The 15,299-nt window shown below is 62.1% G+C and carries 16 protein-coding genes; 5 read left to right on the top strand and 11 right to left on the bottom strand.

Annotation, left to right across the window (positions count from 1 at the left end; translation table 11 throughout):
* Position 1 precedes the first annotated feature (1 nt).
* The 3 genes from VFW72_RS14215 to VFW72_RS14205 form a co-directional block, all read right to left on the bottom strand.
* Positions 2-622 carry a glutathione S-transferase family protein gene (locus VFW72_RS14215; RefSeq protein WP_329674951.1) on the bottom strand — a complete coding sequence of 207 codons (621 nt, stop codon included), beginning with the start codon at positions 620-622 and terminating at the stop codon, positions 2-4.
* Positions 623-727: 105 nt separating this feature from the next.
* On the bottom strand, positions 728-1,012 hold the full coding sequence (locus VFW72_RS14210) for an antibiotic biosynthesis monooxygenase family protein (protein ID WP_329674950.1): 285 nt from the start codon (positions 1,010-1,012) through the stop codon (positions 728-730).
* A 48-nt stretch (positions 1,013-1,060) separates the two neighbouring features.
* Positions 1,061-1,438: a hypothetical protein gene (locus VFW72_RS14205; protein WP_329674949.1), complete on the bottom strand. Its 378-nt coding sequence runs from the start codon at positions 1,436-1,438 to the stop codon at positions 1,061-1,063.
* Between the two features lie 241 nt (positions 1,439-1,679).
* Between VFW72_RS14205 and VFW72_RS14200 the strand changes: the two genes are divergently transcribed.
* A complete protein-coding gene (locus tag VFW72_RS14200; RefSeq protein WP_329674948.1) occupies positions 1,680-2,123 on the top strand; it encodes an Rrf2 family transcriptional regulator in 444 nt (147 codons plus the stop codon).
* A gap of 22 nt (positions 2,124-2,145) precedes the next feature.
* Here the strand turns inward: VFW72_RS14200 and VFW72_RS14195 are convergent, their stop codons facing one another.
* Complete coding sequence (locus VFW72_RS14195; RefSeq protein ID WP_329674947.1) at positions 2,146-3,447, bottom strand: NYN domain-containing protein; 1,302 nt, start codon at positions 3,445-3,447, stop codon at positions 2,146-2,148.
* A gap of 20 nt (positions 3,448-3,467) precedes the next feature.
* On the bottom strand, positions 3,468-4,415 hold the full coding sequence (gene ylqF, locus VFW72_RS14190) for a ribosome biogenesis GTPase YlqF (protein ID WP_329674946.1): 948 nt from the start codon (positions 4,413-4,415) through the stop codon (positions 3,468-3,470).
* A 158-nt stretch (positions 4,416-4,573) separates the two neighbouring features.
* Between ylqF and VFW72_RS14185 the strand changes: the two genes are divergently transcribed.
* Complete coding sequence (locus VFW72_RS14185; protein WP_329674945.1) at positions 4,574-5,605, top strand: sensor domain-containing diguanylate cyclase; 1,032 nt, start codon at positions 4,574-4,576, stop codon at positions 5,603-5,605.
* Here the strand turns inward: VFW72_RS14185 and VFW72_RS14180 are convergent.
* Positions 5,514-6,575: a tRNA dihydrouridine synthase gene (locus VFW72_RS14180; RefSeq protein WP_329674944.1), complete on the bottom strand. Its 1,062-nt coding sequence runs from the start codon at positions 6,573-6,575 to the stop codon at positions 5,514-5,516. The genes VFW72_RS14185 and VFW72_RS14180 overlap by 92 nt on opposite strands.
* Before the next feature lie 145 nt (positions 6,576-6,720).
* Here VFW72_RS14180 and VFW72_RS14175 point away from each other — a divergent pair, with 145 nt between their 5' ends.
* Positions 6,721-7,632 carry an HDOD domain-containing protein gene (locus tag VFW72_RS14175; RefSeq protein ID WP_329674943.1) on the top strand — a complete coding sequence of 304 codons (912 nt, stop codon included), beginning with the start codon at positions 6,721-6,723 and terminating at the stop codon, positions 7,630-7,632.
* Between the two features lie 25 nt (positions 7,633-7,657).
* Complete coding sequence (locus VFW72_RS14170) at positions 7,658-8,530, top strand: HDOD domain-containing protein (RefSeq protein WP_329674942.1); 873 nt, start codon at positions 7,658-7,660, stop codon at positions 8,528-8,530.
* A 106-nt stretch (positions 8,531-8,636) separates the two neighbouring features.
* Here VFW72_RS14170 and VFW72_RS14165 read toward each other — a convergent pair whose 3' ends face one another.
* The 4 genes from VFW72_RS14165 to minC all read right to left on the bottom strand — a co-directional run bounded on the left by VFW72_RS14165 (position 8,637) and on the right by minC (position 11,376).
* The gene (locus VFW72_RS14165; RefSeq protein WP_329674941.1) at positions 8,637-9,404 is read right to left on the bottom strand and encodes a ParA family protein; all 768 of its coding nucleotides are present in this window, start codon (positions 9,402-9,404) and stop codon (positions 8,637-8,639) included.
* Between the two features lie 113 nt (positions 9,405-9,517).
* The gene (gene minE / locus VFW72_RS14160; RefSeq protein ID WP_329674940.1) at positions 9,518-9,778 is read right to left on the bottom strand and encodes a cell division topological specificity factor MinE; all 261 of its coding nucleotides are present in this window, start codon (positions 9,776-9,778) and stop codon (positions 9,518-9,520) included.
* 5 nt (positions 9,779-9,783) lie between these two features.
* Entirely contained in the window at positions 9,784-10,599 is an 816-nt protein-coding gene (gene minD / locus VFW72_RS14155) for a septum site-determining protein MinD (RefSeq protein ID WP_329674939.1), read from the bottom strand.
* Between the two features lie 27 nt (positions 10,600-10,626).
* Positions 10,627-11,376 carry a septum site-determining protein MinC gene (minC, locus tag VFW72_RS14150; protein WP_329674938.1) on the bottom strand — a complete coding sequence of 250 codons (750 nt, stop codon included), beginning with the start codon at positions 11,374-11,376 and terminating at the stop codon, positions 10,627-10,629.
* Positions 11,377-11,496: 120 nt separating this feature from the next.
* Here minC and VFW72_RS14145 point away from each other — a divergent pair, with 120 nt between their 5' ends.
* The gene (locus tag VFW72_RS14145; RefSeq protein ID WP_329675016.1) at positions 11,497-12,729 is read left to right on the top strand and encodes an MgtC/SapB family protein; all 1,233 of its coding nucleotides are present in this window, start codon (positions 11,497-11,499) and stop codon (positions 12,727-12,729) included.
* Between the two features lie 36 nt (positions 12,730-12,765).
* Here VFW72_RS14145 and VFW72_RS14140 read toward each other — a convergent pair whose 3' ends face one another.
* Positions 12,766-15,279 carry a YgiQ family radical SAM protein gene (locus tag VFW72_RS14140; protein ID WP_329674937.1) on the bottom strand — a complete coding sequence of 838 codons (2,514 nt, stop codon included), beginning with the start codon at positions 15,277-15,279 and terminating at the stop codon, positions 12,766-12,768.
* Between the last annotated feature and the right edge of the window lie 20 nt (positions 15,280-15,299).

Here is a 15,299-nt window from a genome sequence, read left to right as displayed (position 1 = left end):
CTCAGGTCGACTTGATTCGTTCGTTGTTGATTTGGTTGACGCGGATGGCCGCTGGGCGTTCACCGAGCCGAGCTGCATAGGCTTCAAACAGCGGGCGCTTGTCGATGCTGCCAAACATCATGCCCCAGATCAGGGCCGATCCCAGATAGACGTCGGCGGCGGTGAATTGCTCACCGCACACATAGGGCCCGCGCTGCAGAGCTGACTCGACGGCATTGAGTGTGCGTTCGTAGCTGCCAAAGCCAACCATGCCGCTCTTGCCCTCTGGCACGGCCCAGCCCATCGCGCGTGCCGTGGTGGCCATTTCCAGCGGGCCGGCCGTGAAGAACAGCCAACGATAGTAGGCCGCACGTGCGGGGCTGCCTGGGGGAGGCGCCAGGTTGGAGTCGGGAAACGCGTCGGCCAGGTAAGCGCAAAGCGCGGGGGCTTCGGTCACGACGACCTCGCCATGCTGCAAGGCGGGCACTTTGCCCATGGGGTTGAGTGCGAGGTACTGCGAGGTGCGCATGGCCGGACCGAAATCCAGCCATACGGTTTCATAGGGTTGCCCGACTTCTTCCAGCATCCAGTGGGCAATGCGCCCGCGTGACTGAGGGTTCGTGTAGAGGGTCAGTGTGCTCATGTTGATCGCTCGCATTCGAAGTGACTGGCACTGTCACTGTACTGGCGATCGCAATGAGTGTGGAGCCCCTGGCTGCGATTGACCGAAAGCTGGCTCGCGGTGCGATCAGCCGGCGACGTAGTAGGACCCAGTGGGGGGCTTGGCCAGCATGGGCAGCACCACATCGAACTGATCAGGGGGGATGATTTGCGCGCCACTCTTGTGCGCGGCGACCGAATCCCATTGCTCGATGAGGACGAACTCATGGGGGTCGTCTTTGCCACGCAGCAGTTGGGCTGACTGGCAACCAGGTGCCTTGCGAAGGGTGGGCAAGACCGAGTTCAGAAACTCGTGCAGATCTTCTGCCAGGTGGGGTTTGGCAAAGAACCGATTGATGCGGGTGATGTGCATGTGCAGGATCAGGGCTGAACGACGGCCCTGATCCTAGCAAACTACCGATTACAGGCCGGAAGTCAGGCTGCCGATGGCCACGCCAGCGGTCAGGCCGTTCTTGACCAGCAGGCCGATGTCAGCAGGAGACAGCTTGCCGCCGTTGACCAGGTTGTTGATCACGGGGGCGGTGGTGGCGGCCACGTTGATCAGGTTCACCACTTGCTTGCCTTGCGAAGGCAGGATGGGCTTGATGATGTTGGCGAAGGAGTTGATTTGTTGCAGGCCAGCGATGATTTGCGCAGGGTCGATGTTCAGGCTGGCTTGGCCGGAGACTTCGGACAAAGCAGCATCGCTCACTTCGATCATGGTCGACTCAGGAGCTGTCTCGGCCATGGCGGCCATAGGAGCGATAACCAGCAGGGCGGCGGCGATGTACTTTTTCATTGCTTGTCCTAATTTGTATGAAAGGTCGGAGAGGATTTTTTTGGGCGCCATTTGTCAAGACGCACGGGCATGGTGCCTACGACCTCTATTCGATGTTCAGCGTGTAAATACTTAGTGGACGCGCGTCCAGGAATAATGTGCGAGCGATTTTTCCGGGGCGGGGTCGAGCAGGGGTGAATTCGTGCGCGGGCAGGGATGGAGACGGTATGCTCGCTGATTCAGTGACCTTGGAAATCCGACCATGCAACTGACGCAATTCACCGACCTGGGCCTGCGCGTGTTGATGTATCTCAGTCACCAAGGACGTGATACGCCGGTCACGATTGCTGAAGTGGCTGAGCGCTTCACTGCGTCACGTCACCACTTGGTGAAGGTGGTTCATTTCATGGGGCAGCAAGGTTGGTTGGTGACCACGCGTGGCAAGGGGGGCGGTCTGGCGCTGGCGCATCCCCTGAATCACTATCGGCTAGGGGCCACCATCCGGGTATTGGAGCGCCTCAACGAGCTGATCGATTGTGGTGATCCGCCCTGTACTTTGCAGGGGCGCTGCCATCTCAAGTCCATTCTCGATGAGGCCATGGAAGCGCTGTTTGAGCGACTGGATCGCTACACCCTGGCCGATGCCGTCGGCGCGCCAACCGGTCAAGCCATCGAGATGCTGCACCGGTTGCGTCCGGTGCTTTGACCAGCGTCGACGGCCTGGCGGTTCAGGATTTGTTGTTCTGATCGGCCTGGGCTGTCGACTTGGTTCGCGAGCGGCTGTTAGTGCGTCCGCTCGTGCGTCCTCGGGTTTTCTTGGCGGGGCCGGGAGCAGCATCAGCCGGGGGCGCCTCATCTGCGGTCGAAGCAACTACTGGGGCGGGGGCCTTCACCGGGCGCTCCTCCGATGTGGCTGGTGCCTCAGAGGTTGATTCAGTCTTGGCGGCGGATTTGGCCGAGGCCTGACGTGGGCGGCGTGCGCGTGAGCGTGATTTGGCCGCAGGGGCGGCCGCAGAGCCCTCATCATGGGCCGCGTGAGCGTCCTGATCATGCTGCTGGTCGACTTCGCTGGCGTCTTTGGCCTCTTGGGGCGTTTCGCCAGCTCCAAGGGGCAGCTCAGGCTTGGTCGAGAGGGTTTCGCTGAGCTGCGCAGGCGCTTGAGCTGCAGCGTTGGGCGCAGAGCTGGCCGAGGAGGTCTCACCTCGCGTGACACCATTGCCCCGCGACACGAACGCGCTGGACTTCTCGTCGCGACCGAACTCCAGCAGGCCGCGGTTCTGCGCCTCTTCCAGCAGGTTGCCGAAGGTGCGGAAGCCGTAGTAGTTTTCGTTGAAACCAGGGTTGCGGCGCTTGATGGCCTCTTTGAGTACCGATGCCCAGATCTTGCCGCCCACGTCGCGGTCGGTGACCAGGGCCTCGTAGGTTTCCACCGCCATCTCGATGGCCTTGGTGCGGCGTGTGTCCATCTCGGCCTTGCGGCGTGCTTCCTCTTCGGGCGTGCGGCGAGGCTGTGGGGTGTCGCGGTTATCGCGCCGGGCAGAGTTGCGCTGACTTTCGCGCACCAGGTCGTCGTAGAAGATGAATTCGTCGCAGTTGGCGATCAGCAGGTCCGAGGTGGATTGCTTCACGCCCACCCCGATCACGTACTTGGCGTTCTCACGTAACTTGGACACCAGCGGAGAGAAGTCCGAATCGCCCGAAATGATCACGAAGGTGTTGACGTGGCTCTTGGTGTAGCAAAGGTCCAGCGCATCGACCACCAGGCGGATGTCGGCCGAGTTCTTGCCTGACTGGCGCACATGCGGAATCTCGATCAACTCGAAATTGGCTTCGTGCATGGGCGATTTGAAGCCCTTGTAGCGGTCCCAGTCGCAATAGGCTTTCTTGACCACGATGCTGCCCTTGAGCAGCAGGCGTTCAAGTACGCGCTTGATATCGAACTTGTCGTAGTTGGCGTCACGCACGCCAAGGGCCACGTTCTCGAAATCGCAGAACAAGGCCATGCTGATGTTGTCAGGGGTAGAAGCCATGGGGGTGTATCTTTAGCGGGTTACTCGTCGAAGTCCGGTTCGGCTTCACGTCGTTTCTTGTTCTTCTCGGCTCGCTGCCGTCTGAGTTCGGCCTCGGCGGCCTGGGCTTCAGCCAGCCAGGTCTCGAATTTTTTCGGGGTTTCGAGTGTGACCCGACCAATGGTGCCACTGCGGAAATCGTTGAGCACGATTTCTGCTGCCTTTTGTAGGTTCACGCGTCCACCGCTCATCACTGCGCCGCGCTTGCGGGCAATTTCGGTCAGCAGTTCGTCGTCGTGGCGGGTGGGAATGTTGTGCTCGTCCTCCAGCTTGTAGCGCGCAGCCAGTTCGCGGTGGTAATGGCCCTTGATGCTGCTGATCAACTCCAGGGCCACTTCTTCTTCGTCGTAGGCGTTGCGGCCCACGGCGCCGCTGGCCGCGAGGTGATAGCCCGACTTTTCGACAATGATCTTGGGCCACAGCATGCCAGGTGTGTCGAACAGATAGAAGTCGCTGGCCAGGTTGATGCGCTGCTCGATGCGGGTGATGCCGGCCTCGTCGCCCGTCTTGGCAGCCTTCTTGCCCACCATCGTGTTCAGCAGGGTGGATTTGCCCACATTGGGCACGCCGCAGATCATCACGCGCAGTGGCTTGTCCATGCCGCTGCGGTTGGGCGCCAGTTCGCGGCAAGCCTTGATCAGGCGTTGCGTGGGGGCGGTTTCGCCGGCATCCAGGGCAATGGCTTTGGTATCGGGCTTGCTGTTGTACCAGTCCAGCCATTTCTGGGTGCGCTCCGGGTCAGCCAGATCCTGCTTGTTGAGCACCTTCAGCTTGGGGCGCTTACCGGTGAGTTGGGCCAACATCGGGTTGGCGCTGGAGCCGGGCAGTCGGGCGTCCAGCAGTTCGATGACCACATCGATGTCCTTGACACGCTCGGTGATGGCTTTCTTGGTCACGTGCATGTGACCGGGGAACCATTGAATGCCCATGGGTATGAAAACGTTGTGCGCAAAACGCGCATTTTCGTCTGTTCTGACCTTGTGAACGCAAGTTCCGCAAAATCGAGCGCGTCTCGGGCGTATGCTCAGTGGCCTTGAGTTGCGGTGCAGTTTGACCGATAAGCCTCCAAACCATCGTGGATTCAACCATGTCGACTGAGCAGTACCCTGTCTCTCCCCAAGAGGCCAAGCGTCAGGCCGCCCTGCAGGCCTACGAGTTGCTGGACTCGCCCCCCGAGCCTGATTTCGATGCCATTACCCGCCTGCTGAACCAGGTCACCCAGATGCCCATGGTCGGGCTGGCCCTGCTGGATGCCGGGCGACTGTGGTTCAAGTCGAGCGTGGGGTTGGGGGCGCAGGCCTTGAGTCGTGATGATTGGTTGGCTGCCCATCTGGTCACACACCCGCGCGAATGCCTGGTGGTGCCAGACCTGCAGGCCGACGAGCGTTGGGCCGAGCATGACTGGGGTGATGCCTTGCCGCAGGCCCGGTTTCTGGCCCTGATGCCGGTGGTGGATGTAGCCGGTTATGTCTTGGGGGGGGTGCTTGTGGCTTCGCCCCAGTCTGCCGAATCCGACGAAGCGCTTCAAAAGAAGCTAGCTGACGCCGTGACCCTGATGGTCGCGGTGATGGAGTCGCGCAAGCGCGCCTGGCAACTCGCCCGTCTGGCCATGACGGATCCGCTCACGGGGATTGGCAACCGCACCCAGTTTGATCTGGCTTTGCAGGTGGAAATGGGCCATGCCATGCGCAGTGGCGAGCCCTTCAGTGTGTTGTGTCTGGATCTGGATGGCTTCAAGGCGGTCAACGACGGCTTTGGTCACACCGCGGGCGACGAGGTGTTGTGCGAGGTGGCAAGGCGGCTGCAACAGCAGGTTCGCTTGGGCGATACCTTGGTGCGACTGCGCGACGACGAGTTTGCCGTGGTCATGCGCCACGGTGCGGAAGAGGCGGCCAGCGTACTGTCTCAACGCATCACCAAGGCCATTGCCGTGCCGATTGACCTGACCACCGGCGACACGGTTGGGGTGGGCATTTCGATTGGGATGGCGGCCTACAGCGACCAGATCCTCTCTGGAGCCGATCTGGTCAAGCGCGCAACCGAATCGTTGAATCAGTCCAAGCGGCGTAACGAGAAACGTTGGAACATGTTCCTGGGCGGTGGGCGGCGACTGTTCTGAGCTCGGGCGTCAGGCTGTTGACCCAGTCTTCCATTTGCCTTGAATCGTTGAGCGTGCGCACGCTCTGGTAGGCCGCCTCGGCTTGTGGATACGTTTTGCGCAGGTAGTTCAGCCACTGCTTCATGCGGCCAGCGCGGTGCTTGGGCACGACATGGTCACAGATGAGGTCCCAGAACGCATGGAACTGAGGGGCCAGGTCTGACCAGGCCACCAAAGGGGTAGACGGAAGCGCTTGTCCAGCCTGAGTCTGATTGGCCTGTGCAATGGCCATGGCCAGCCCGGGATCAGACACGGCACCGCGGCCAATCATGAGGGTCTTGCAACCCGTGACCTCCTGACAGCGCAGGGCATCGGCCACCGACCAGATCTCGCCATTCGCAACAACAGGCAGGCGCACATGCTGGCGAATGTCGGCAATGCGGTCCCAATAGGCTGGTGGGCGATAGCCGTGGGCCTTGGTGCGTGCATGAATGACCAGCTCGCAGGCGCCGGCCGCTTCAATGGCCTGGGCACAGGCTTCGGCCAATGAGTCGTCATGAAAGCCCAGGCGCATCTTGGCCGACACGGGGACCTCAGCCGGTACCGCGGCGCGAACGGCTTCAACCACCCGCCCCACATGGTCTGGGTCTTGTAGCAGCGCCGCCCCCCCGCCGTGTCGGTTCACCACTTTAGCGGGGCAGCCAAAGTTCAGGTCAACCCCCGCGGAGCCCAGTGAGGCCAACTTGGCTGCATTGTCGGCCATGCAGATGGGGTCAGAGCCGAGCAACTGACCTCTGACCGGGACGCCGGCAAGCGTGCGACTGCCATTTGCCAGTTCGGGCACGATGCGTTTGAACGCCCGCTCGGGCAGCACCGTGTCGGTGATGCGAATGAACTCGGACACGCAGCGGTCAATGCCCCCGACGCGGGTCAGAACGTCTCGCAATGCGAAATCAAGGAGGCCCTCCATCGGGGCCAGCAGGATGGACATGGGGTGTCAAACGGGGGGCAGAACAGCGGAGCCGCTAGTGTACGGAAACGTGTTGTTTCGCACGTTGCCGATGTCGGTTTTGACTTCAACACCGCAGCGGTTTGGTCGATAAACAGACGATCCATTCAGAAGAATTGCCTGAGTCATGACCACAGACACGGCCGTTGCGCCTACCCGCACCCCCGTCAAGGAGACGCCGTTCACGCACTCCATTCTGGAGGTGCTCGATCAGCTTCGAAAAAGCGGGCCGATGCAGACCATCGTGTTTCCTCCTTATCCGGAGTTGCTGCGCCGCTTGCAGGAGGCTTTGGCTGAGGAAGAACCCGATCTGAATGAAGTGTCGCGCATTGCCTCCAGTGATGTGGCGATGTCGATGGCCTTGATGAAGGCGGCCAACAGCCCCTTGTATGCGGTCGGGCAGCCGGTGCAGACGATCGGCCAAGCCATGAACATTCTGGGGCTGGACAACACCGCCGCGGTGATGACGGGTTTTCTGGCCCAGCGCGCGGTCAAGATCAGCAGTGCCCAGCTGGCACGGTTCTGGGAGCGCGCCACCAAACGAGCGGTGGCCATGGCCTTCATGGCCCGCAAAATGCCTGGGATGTCGACCGATATTGCCTACACGTTTGGCTTGTTCAGCCACATCGGTATTGCGGTGATGGCGCAGAGCATCAAGGGCTATACAGGTACCTTGGTGGAGGCGCTGGCCCGGATTGATCGCTCATTTGTGGAAACCGAAAACGCCAACCACCGCACCGATCACGCGGTGGTGGGGGCCTTGGTGGCCCGTACCTGGCGCATGCACCCTCAGGTGGTGGCGAGCATCCGGCTTCACCACGACCTCTCTAGCCTGGGGGACAGCATGATCGACAGCGAAGTGCAGACGTTGCTGGCCGCGGGGCTGGTCGCTGATCAGCTGATGCGGGAGCACGAAGGCATTGCGTCCGATGCAGATTGGGTCAAGTACTCACAGCCTGCGCTGGACTGGTTGCAGATCAGCCTGGATGATCTTGCCCATTGGCGAGACGAGCTCAATGAGCTCCTGGCTTCGATCTGAGGGGGGCAGAGACATGGAGCACGTCATGGCGCCCAAGTCGTCCATCCAAGGGGTGACCGATGAGCTGGACAAGGGCCGGCGAAGCGGTGCGCTCAATCGCATCGTCATCCCGCCTTGTCCGGAATTGCTGGCCAGGCTGCAAGCCACGATGGCGTGCGCCGAGCCTGACCTCAACGAAGTGGCCCGCATTGCGTCGAGCGACGTGGCCATGGCGGCGGTGCTGATTCGTTCTGCCAACGGACCCATGTATGCGGCAGGCCAGCCGGTGCAAACGCTCGGTCAGGCCATGAACCGACTGGGCCTGGAGCACACCGCTTCGGTCATGGCGGGGTTCCTGGCTCAGCGAGCCATCAAGGTCAATCCGGTGCATCTGCAGCGCTTCTGGGAGCGAGCAGCCAAGCGTGCCATGGCCATGAGCTTCCTGGCCGGCAAGTTCCCCGGGATGTCGGCTGATGTGGCGCATACCTACGGGCTGTTCTGCCATGTGGGCATGCCGGTGATGATGCAAAGCGTGGCCGGTTACAGTGGCACCCTGGTCGAGGCCAGGGCGCGGCGCGATCGCTCGCCGATTCAAACCGAGAATGCCAATCACAAGACCGATCATGCGGTGGTCGGGGCCCTGGTCGCGCGTGTCTGGCGTCTGGCACCCGCCGTCATGGCCGCCATTCGGCTGCACCATGATTTCGATGTGCTGGGCGATTCACAAACAGATAGCGAAGTCCAGCTTCTGGTCGCCACCGGCTTGCTGGCCGAGCGCATGATGCTTCTGCATGAAGGGCTCGACCCTGATCGAGAATGGGCTGATCACTCCGCGCGCGTGCTCGAATGGCTGCAGGTGAGCGAAGACGAGCTGGTGGTCTGGGACCTGGAACTGCGAGACATGCTCGAGGTGTCCTGAGCGCAGGCCAGGACGTCCCTGCTCTCAAGCTGGAACTTGCTTGACCTAAAAACAAAAGAGCCTGATGCGCGTGGCGCTCAGGCTCTTTGCATTGGGGGGCGTTGAATCAGCTGGCCAGCTGTTCGTGCAGGGCCAGCATTTCCTGGGTGAGCTTGTGGCGGGCATCCATATGGATCATCGGCTTGGACAGCTGGTGCGACTCACGGATCTTGACCGACGAACTCAGATAAGGCTGCAAAACGGGCAGGCCCTCGTCGATCAGCTCTTGCACCAGTTGCTGCGGCAAATTGGCGCGCGGCTGGAACTGGTTGACCACGATGCCGCTGACGGCCAGGTTCTTGTTGTGGTCGTTTTGAATCTCTTGCACGTTGTCGAGCAAGGTGTACAGGGCACGGCGCGAGAAGTCGTCGCAGTCGAAGGGAATGAGGCAGCCTTCGGCGGCGATCAGGGCCGAGCGGGTGTAGAAGTTCAGAGCCGGGGGCGTGTCAATGTAGACGCGGTCGTACTCTTCTTCCAGTTCCTGCAGGGCGTCGCGCAGCTTGTAGATCTTGTAGCGCGATTCCAGCTTGGGTTGCAGCTCTTCCAGCAGCGGATGCGAGGGCATCAGGTGCAGGTTTTCCCAAGGGGTTTCGACGATGTAGTCGGACGCGGTCTTGTCGCGGGCGCTGAAGCGCAGGGTTTGCTCGAAAAACTCGGCGGCGCTGACGTCGGAGTCTTCCTGTGGGCCACCCAGCAGGTAGTGGGTGGAGTTGCCCTGAGGGTCGAGGTCAACGACCAAGGTGCGCAGCCCCTGGTGGGCGCTGATGGCAGCCAGGTTGCTGGTGATGGTGGACTTGCCGACACCACCCTTCTGATTGAAAACAACGTAGCGCATGAGCTGGGGCCTTCCTAGTTTCACGTCAACCGTATTGTGCAACGCAACACGGCTCATTTTCGTGCGGGTAGGCCCCAGCTTGGGTGCCCGATTGAGCGGGCACCTGATGCAGATCAGCGAGCGGCTTCGGGCAGCTCGATCTTGACTTCCAGCACTTCCAGGTTGTCCTGTCGTTCCATTGACACCTTGATGTCATCCGGATTGATCTGAACGTACTTGGAGATCACGGCCACCAGCTCACGCTGCAAGTCGGCCAGGTAGGTCGGGCTGGTCGTGCGAGCACCCCGTTCGTGCGCCAAGATGAGCTGCAGGCGCTCCTTGGCCACCGTGGCGGTCTGCTTCTTTTCGCCGAGGAAGAATGACAGGAATCCCATGGTGATCACTTGCCTCCGAACAGGCGCTTGAAGAAGCCGGGCTTGACGGCGTCGACAAAACGCATGGGCTTGTCTTCACCCAGGAAGCGGGCGATGACGTCCTTGTAGGCCTCGGACACGTCGGTGCCTTCCATGTGGATGGCGGGCACACCTTGGTTCGAGGCGTTCAGCACCGATTCCGATTCCGGAATGACGCCGATCAGCTTGACGCGCAGGATTTCGTGAATGTCTTCCAGCGACAACATCTGGCCGCCTTCGACGCGGTTGGGGTTGTAGCGGGTGATCAGCAGGTGTTCCTTGATGGGTTCGCCGCCTTCTTGCGCACGCTTGGTCTTGCTGTTGAGCATGCCCAGGATGCGGTCGGAGTCACGCACCGACGACACTTCAGGGTTGGTCACCACCAGAGCCTCATCGGCGAAGTGCATGGCCATCAGGGCGCCGGTTTCAATGCCGGCAGGCGAATCGCAGACGATGTAGTCAAAGCCCATCTCGCCCAACTCCTTGAGCACGCGCTCGACGCCGTCTTGGGTCAGGGCGTCCTTGTCGCGGGTTTGCGAGGCGGCCAGCACGTACAGGTTGTCGCACTGCTTGTCCTTGATCAGCGCTTGCGTGAGCTTGGCTTCGTCATGGATGACGTTGATCAGGTCATACACCACGCGGCGCTCGCAGCCCATGATGAGGTCGAGGTTACGCAGACCGACGTCGAAGTCGATCACGGCCGTCTTGTAGCCGCGCAGGGCCAGGCCCGATGCGAAGCTCGCGCTGGTGGTTGTTTTGCCGACGCCCCCTTTACCGGAGGTCACCACGACGATCTTGGCCATTGGTGGCTGTCCTTTCAACTGTAAGTCTTAGATTTTGATGGCTTCGTAGACCAGACGCTCGCCTTCCAGGCGGATTTGCGCGGGCTTGCCCAGTACCTCTTGAGGCAAGGGGTTTTCGGTCGTACGGTAAGTGCCTGCGATGGAAAGCAATTCAGGTTCCATGCAGGTGGAAAAAATGCGGGCCGAGGCATTGCCTTTGGCGCCAGCGATGGCTTTGCCGCGCAGCGGGGCATACACGTGAATGCTGCCGTCGGCGATCACTTCTGCACCGTGGTTGACCACGGCCAGCACCACCAGGTCGCCGCCCTTGGCGTAAATCTGCTGGCCCGAGCGCAAGGGCTTGTCGATGATCATGGTGGGGGCCGACACGGGCACTTCCACCTGAACCTCGCGAATGACTTCCTTGACGACCTCTTGCACCACAGTTTGAGGGCGTGCGCTCTGGCTGTCAGGCGCTTCGCCCAAGCCGGCATCCAGTGCATCGGCCATTTGCTTGGCGTTGCCGCCGCGCACGGCCACCGGGGTCATGCGAAAGCGCTTGAGCAAATCGATCAGGGCCGGGAAATTGATGGTGGCGACCGCCAGACTCGACAGATGCGTCAGGTCGATCACGACGGGGTCGTGGCTGAAGAAGTCGGGGGTGTCGCCGAATTTCTCGGTCAGCGCCTGCTCGAGTGCCTGCACGTTCCCGGTCTTGAGCACGAAGGCCACCAGGGTGAGCGAGGCGCTCTTGAGGTCAAACAGGGCGGATGCGTTCCCGGAAAGTGCAGCGGACATGTGGACGGCAGGGCGCAGACAAAAGCGCGATTTTAGGGCAGCGCGAGGTTTTTCCTGGGCGAGGGTGGCACCATAGGCGTAATTCAGTTTGATCAGGGGAGTGTGCGGCGCGTGAACGGGGTGTTGTCTTCGGACCAGATAGGCCTGGCAGTGGCCCTGGGTGCTGGCTTGTTGATCGGGCTGGAGCGCGAGCGTCGCAAGGGGCAGGGGCCCGACCGCAAGGCTGCCGGGTTGCGGACGTTCATGGTGGCAGCCTTGGCTGGCGCCATGGCCCTGATCGTGTCCCCAGCATTGGCTTCGGTGGTGCTGGGGGGCGTCGTTGCTTTGGCGGCCATGTCGTATTGGCGCAGCCGCTCCGATGACCCTGGGCTGACCACCGAGTTGGCTTTGATTGCCACGGCGCTCATCGGCATGCTGGCGGTGCATGAACCCGCGCTGGCGGCGGCCTGTGCAGCCGTGTTGGCTGGGGTACTGGCTGCCAAAGAGCATTTGCATCGTTTCGCGACCCACTGGCTGACCGAGTCCGAGTTGCATGACGGTTTGCTGTTGTCTGCCCTGGCTCTGGTGCTTCTGCCCTTGTTGCCGACCACGCCTGTGAGTGGGCTGGGCCAGCTGTCACCTCAGCGGGTGTTGATGTTGGTGATCGTGATCTTGTTGATGCAGGCTGGCGGGCATGTGGCCCAGCGCCTGCTGGGGGCGCGTTCGGGCTTGGCGGTGTCGGGTTTGTTGGGGGGATTCGTGTCGAGCACGGCCACCATTGGGGCCATGGGCAGCCTGGTTCGAAGCGGTCAGGTTTCTTTTCGCTTGGGCTTGTGCGCGGCGGTGTTGTCGATGGTGGCCACCTGGTTGCAGGTGCTGGTGATGGCTTCAGTGGTGTCGCCGGTGGCGGTGGCCCAGTTGTGGCCGCTGCTGGGAGTAGGGGTGTCTGTGCCCTTGGTGGCAGGGGCGCTGCTGTGGCGTCAAAACGGAAATGTGCCCGCGTCCTTGACGGGGCCGGATGGCGTTTTGCGTATTCGGGAAGCCCTGATGGTGGCAGCCCTGTTGTTGGGAGGGGCGGTGCTGGTGAACTGGGCGCAGCAGCGTGGGTTGACTGGCTTGCTGGTGGGCACTGGGTTGGCGGCGCTGGCTGATGCCCATGCGCCCATGGCCAGCCTGGTGTCGCTGTTTGGGGCGGGGCAGCTGAACGCCCCCCAGTTGTTTCTGGGCGTGATGGTGGCCCTCAGTGCCAATGCCCTGACACGCGGCACGGTGGCCTGGGTGTCAGGAGGCTGGCGCTTTGGCTCGGGCGTGGCGCTGGCCTTGGGCGCGAATTTGATGGTGGCTTGGACCTGGGTGTTGGCCGTGGGGGCTTGAGCCCCTGCTTGCCTCGACCAGGTACCTGGCAGGCGATCAGCGCGGCTTCTTGCGCTGCCCCGGGCGCGATGAACCCGCGCGCCCCTTTGATTCACCTTGTTCCCGAGGGGGCAGGCCCGTGTGCTGGGTCAGCAGCAAGCCCTTGCGAGGCTGTGCCTTGGGGATGTTGCGCGGATCGGCGGGTTCACTGGCGCGGCTGCCGCCCACCTTGCCCGCGCGATTGACGCGACCCGTGGTGACCACCGAGGCTTTGGTGCCTGAGGCCGTCGAATTCTTTCGGCGAGCGCTCTCGTAGCCACCGTCCGTGACCGGCTGGTAGTTGGGGATCAGGTGGTTGGGGCCGTTGCCGATCAGGTCGTAGCGACCCATGGCCTTGAGCGCATCGCGCAACAGCGGCCAGTTGTTGGGGTCGTGATAGCGCAAGAAGGCCTTGTGCAGGCGGCGGCGTTTTTCACCCTTGACGATGTCGACCTTCTCGCCCTTGCCCGCTTGGCGGCTGATGCCTTTGAGCGGGTTCAAGCCCGAGTGGTACATCGCCGTGGCGGTGGCCATGGGGCTGGGGTAGAAGGTCTGGACCTGGTCGGCCTTGAAGCCATTGCGCTTGAGCCAGATGGCCAGGTTCATCATGTCTTCATCGGTGGTGCCAGGGTGGGCAGCGATGAAGTAGGGGATGAGGTATTGCTTCTTGCCCGCCTCTTCGCTGAACTGCTCAAACATTTGCTTGAAGCGGTCGTACGTGCCGATGCCGGGCTTCATCATCTTGGTCAGCGGGCCGGATTCGGTGTGCTCGGGCGCGATCTTGAGGTAGCCGCCCACGTGGTGAGTCACCAGTTCTTTGACGTACTCGGGCGCACGCACGGCCAGGTCGTAGCGCAGGCCGGATCCGATCAAGATCTTCTTGATGCCGGGCAGGGCGCGGGCGCGGCGATACATGCGCACCAGCGGGCCGTGATCGGTGTGCAGGTTCTGGCAGATGCCCGGGTACACGCACGAGGGCTTGCGGCAAGCCGCTTCAATGGCCTTTGACGCACAACCCAGGCGGTACATATTGGCCGTGGGGCCACCCAGGTCAGAGATGACGCCGGTGAAGCCCTTGACCTTGTCACGGATGTCTTCGATTTCTTTGAGCACCGAGGCTTCCGAGCGGCTCTGAATGATGCGGCCTTCGTGCTCGGTGATGGAGCAGAAGGTGCAGCCGCCAAAGCAGCCCCGCATGATGTTGACGCTGAAGCGAATCATGTCCCACGCGGGGATCTTGGCGTCGCCATAGCTGGGGTGCGGGGCGCGGGCGTAGGGCAGGTCAAAGACCAGGTCCATCTCGGGCGTGGTCAAGGGGATGGGGGGCGGGTTGATCCACACATCTTGCGCGCCGGGGCCTTCGCCATGGCGTTGGACCAGGGCGCGGGCATTGCCTGGGTTGGTCTCCAGGTGCAGCACGCGGTTGGCGTGGGCATAGAGCACCGGGTCGCTGGCCACTTGTTCATAAGACGGCAGGCGTATCACGGTGCGGTCACGCGGTGGCATGACGATCTTGCCGCTGCGCTCGGGCAAGGGCATCAAGGTGGACGCCGCTTTTTTGGCGGCCAGGGCCGGGTTGGCCACAATCTTGATGGGCTTGGCGCCGCCGGCCAGATCGGCTTGGCCTGCTGGGAGCGCCTGACCCGGCTTCTTGGTCGGGTCGAATTCGCCCGCTTCTTCCAGCGCGCAACTGCCGCCTTGCTCTGCTGCCTGCTGACCGGTGGTCATGTAGGGGTTGATGTGCTGGTCGATGCGGCCGGGCAAGTCCACTTCGGTCGAGTTGAGCTCGAACCAGCCTTCTGCGGTGGTGTCTTTGCGGCGGCGGATGAAAGCGGTGCCACGCACATCGGTGATGCTGGACACGGGCTCGCCCGCCGCCAGGCGATGGGCCACTTCAATGATGGCACGCTCGGCATTGCCGTACAGCAGCAGGTCGGCCTTGGCGTCCATCAGGATCGAGCGGCGAACCTTGTCTGACCAGTAGTCGTAGTGGGCAATGCGGCGCAGCGAGGCCTCGATGCCGCCCATGATGATGGGCACCTCTTTGAAGGCTTCGCGGCAGCGCTGGGCGTACACCGCTGAGCAACGATCGGGGCGCTTGCCCGCCAGGCCTCCAGGCGTGTAGGCGTCGTCGCTGCGGATTTTGCGATCAGCCGTGTAGCGGTTGATCATCGAGTCCATGTTGCCCGCAGCCACGCCCCAGAACAGATTGGGCTTGCCCAGGACCTTGAAGGGCTCGGCGCTCAACCAGTCGGGCTGCGCGATGATGCCCACACGGAAGCCCTGGTTCTCCAGCACGCGGCCGATGACCGCCATGCCGAAGCTGGGGTGGTCCACATAGGCGTCGCCCGTGACGATGATGATGTCGCAACTGTCCCAACCCAGTGCATCCATCTCGGCGCGGCTGGTGGGCAGGAACTTGGCCGTGCCGAGACGTTTGGCCCCAGACAGCCTGTACGGCTTGTAGCTGTCAATGGGCTTGGCGCTGGGGATGGCGGGGGCGGCAGGGGACTCGACGGTCAAATCAGACATGGGGGCAGGGCGCGCGAAGG

The sequence above is a fragment of the Aquabacterium sp. genome (assembly GCF_036273115.1).
GTDB lineage: Bacteria > Pseudomonadota > Gammaproteobacteria > Burkholderiales > Burkholderiaceae_C > Aquabacterium.
The sequence above is the reverse complement of the archived record's forward strand: the minus strand, read 5'-3'. Positions and strand labels throughout refer to the sequence as shown.

Excerpts from the sequence above, each read along its gene's own strand:
- VFW72_RS14210 (WP_329674950.1), bottom strand. The coding sequence starts at position 1,012 with ATGCACATCACCCGCATCAATCGGTTCTTTGCCAAACCCCACCTGGCA.
- minD (WP_329674939.1), bottom strand. The coding sequence starts at position 10,599 with ATGGCCAAGATCGTCGTGGTGACCTCCGGTAAAGGGGGCGTCGGCAAA.
- minE (WP_329674940.1), bottom strand. The coding sequence starts at position 9,778 with ATGGGATTCCTGTCATTCTTCCTCGGCGAAAAGAAGCAGACCGCCACG.
- VFW72_RS14170 (WP_329674942.1), top strand. The coding sequence starts at position 7,658 with ATGGCGCCCAAGTCGTCCATCCAAGGGGTGACCGATGAGCTGGACAAG.
- VFW72_RS14195 (WP_329674947.1), bottom strand. The coding sequence starts at position 3,447 with ATGGCTTCTACCCCTGACAACATCAGCATGGCCTTGTTCTGCGATTTC.
- VFW72_RS14165 (WP_329674941.1), bottom strand. The coding sequence starts at position 9,404 with ATGCGCTACGTTGTTTTCAATCAGAAGGGTGGTGTCGGCAAGTCCACC.
- VFW72_RS14215 (WP_329674951.1), bottom strand. The coding sequence starts at position 622 with ATGAGCACACTGACCCTCTACACGAACCCTCAGTCACGCGGGCGCATT.
- VFW72_RS14175 (WP_329674943.1), top strand. The coding sequence starts at position 6,721 with ATGACCACAGACACGGCCGTTGCGCCTACCCGCACCCCCGTCAAGGAG.
- minC (WP_329674938.1), bottom strand. The coding sequence starts at position 11,376 with ATGTCCGCTGCACTTTCCGGGAACGCATCCGCCCTGTTTGACCTCAAG.
- VFW72_RS14200 (WP_329674948.1), top strand. The coding sequence starts at position 1,680 with ATGCAACTGACGCAATTCACCGACCTGGGCCTGCGCGTGTTGATGTAT.
- VFW72_RS14205 (WP_329674949.1), bottom strand. The coding sequence starts at position 1,438 with ATGAAAAAGTACATCGCCGCCGCCCTGCTGGTTATCGCTCCTATGGCC.
- VFW72_RS14185 (WP_329674945.1), top strand. The coding sequence starts at position 4,574 with ATGTCGACTGAGCAGTACCCTGTCTCTCCCCAAGAGGCCAAGCGTCAG.
- VFW72_RS14140 (WP_329674937.1), bottom strand. The coding sequence starts at position 15,279 with ATGTCTGATTTGACCGTCGAGTCCCCTGCCGCCCCCGCCATCCCCAGC.
- VFW72_RS14180 (WP_329674944.1), bottom strand. The coding sequence starts at position 6,575 with ATGTCCATCCTGCTGGCCCCGATGGAGGGCCTCCTTGATTTCGCATTG.
- ylqF (WP_329674946.1), bottom strand. The coding sequence starts at position 4,415 with ATGGGCATTCAATGGTTCCCCGGTCACATGCACGTGACCAAGAAAGCC.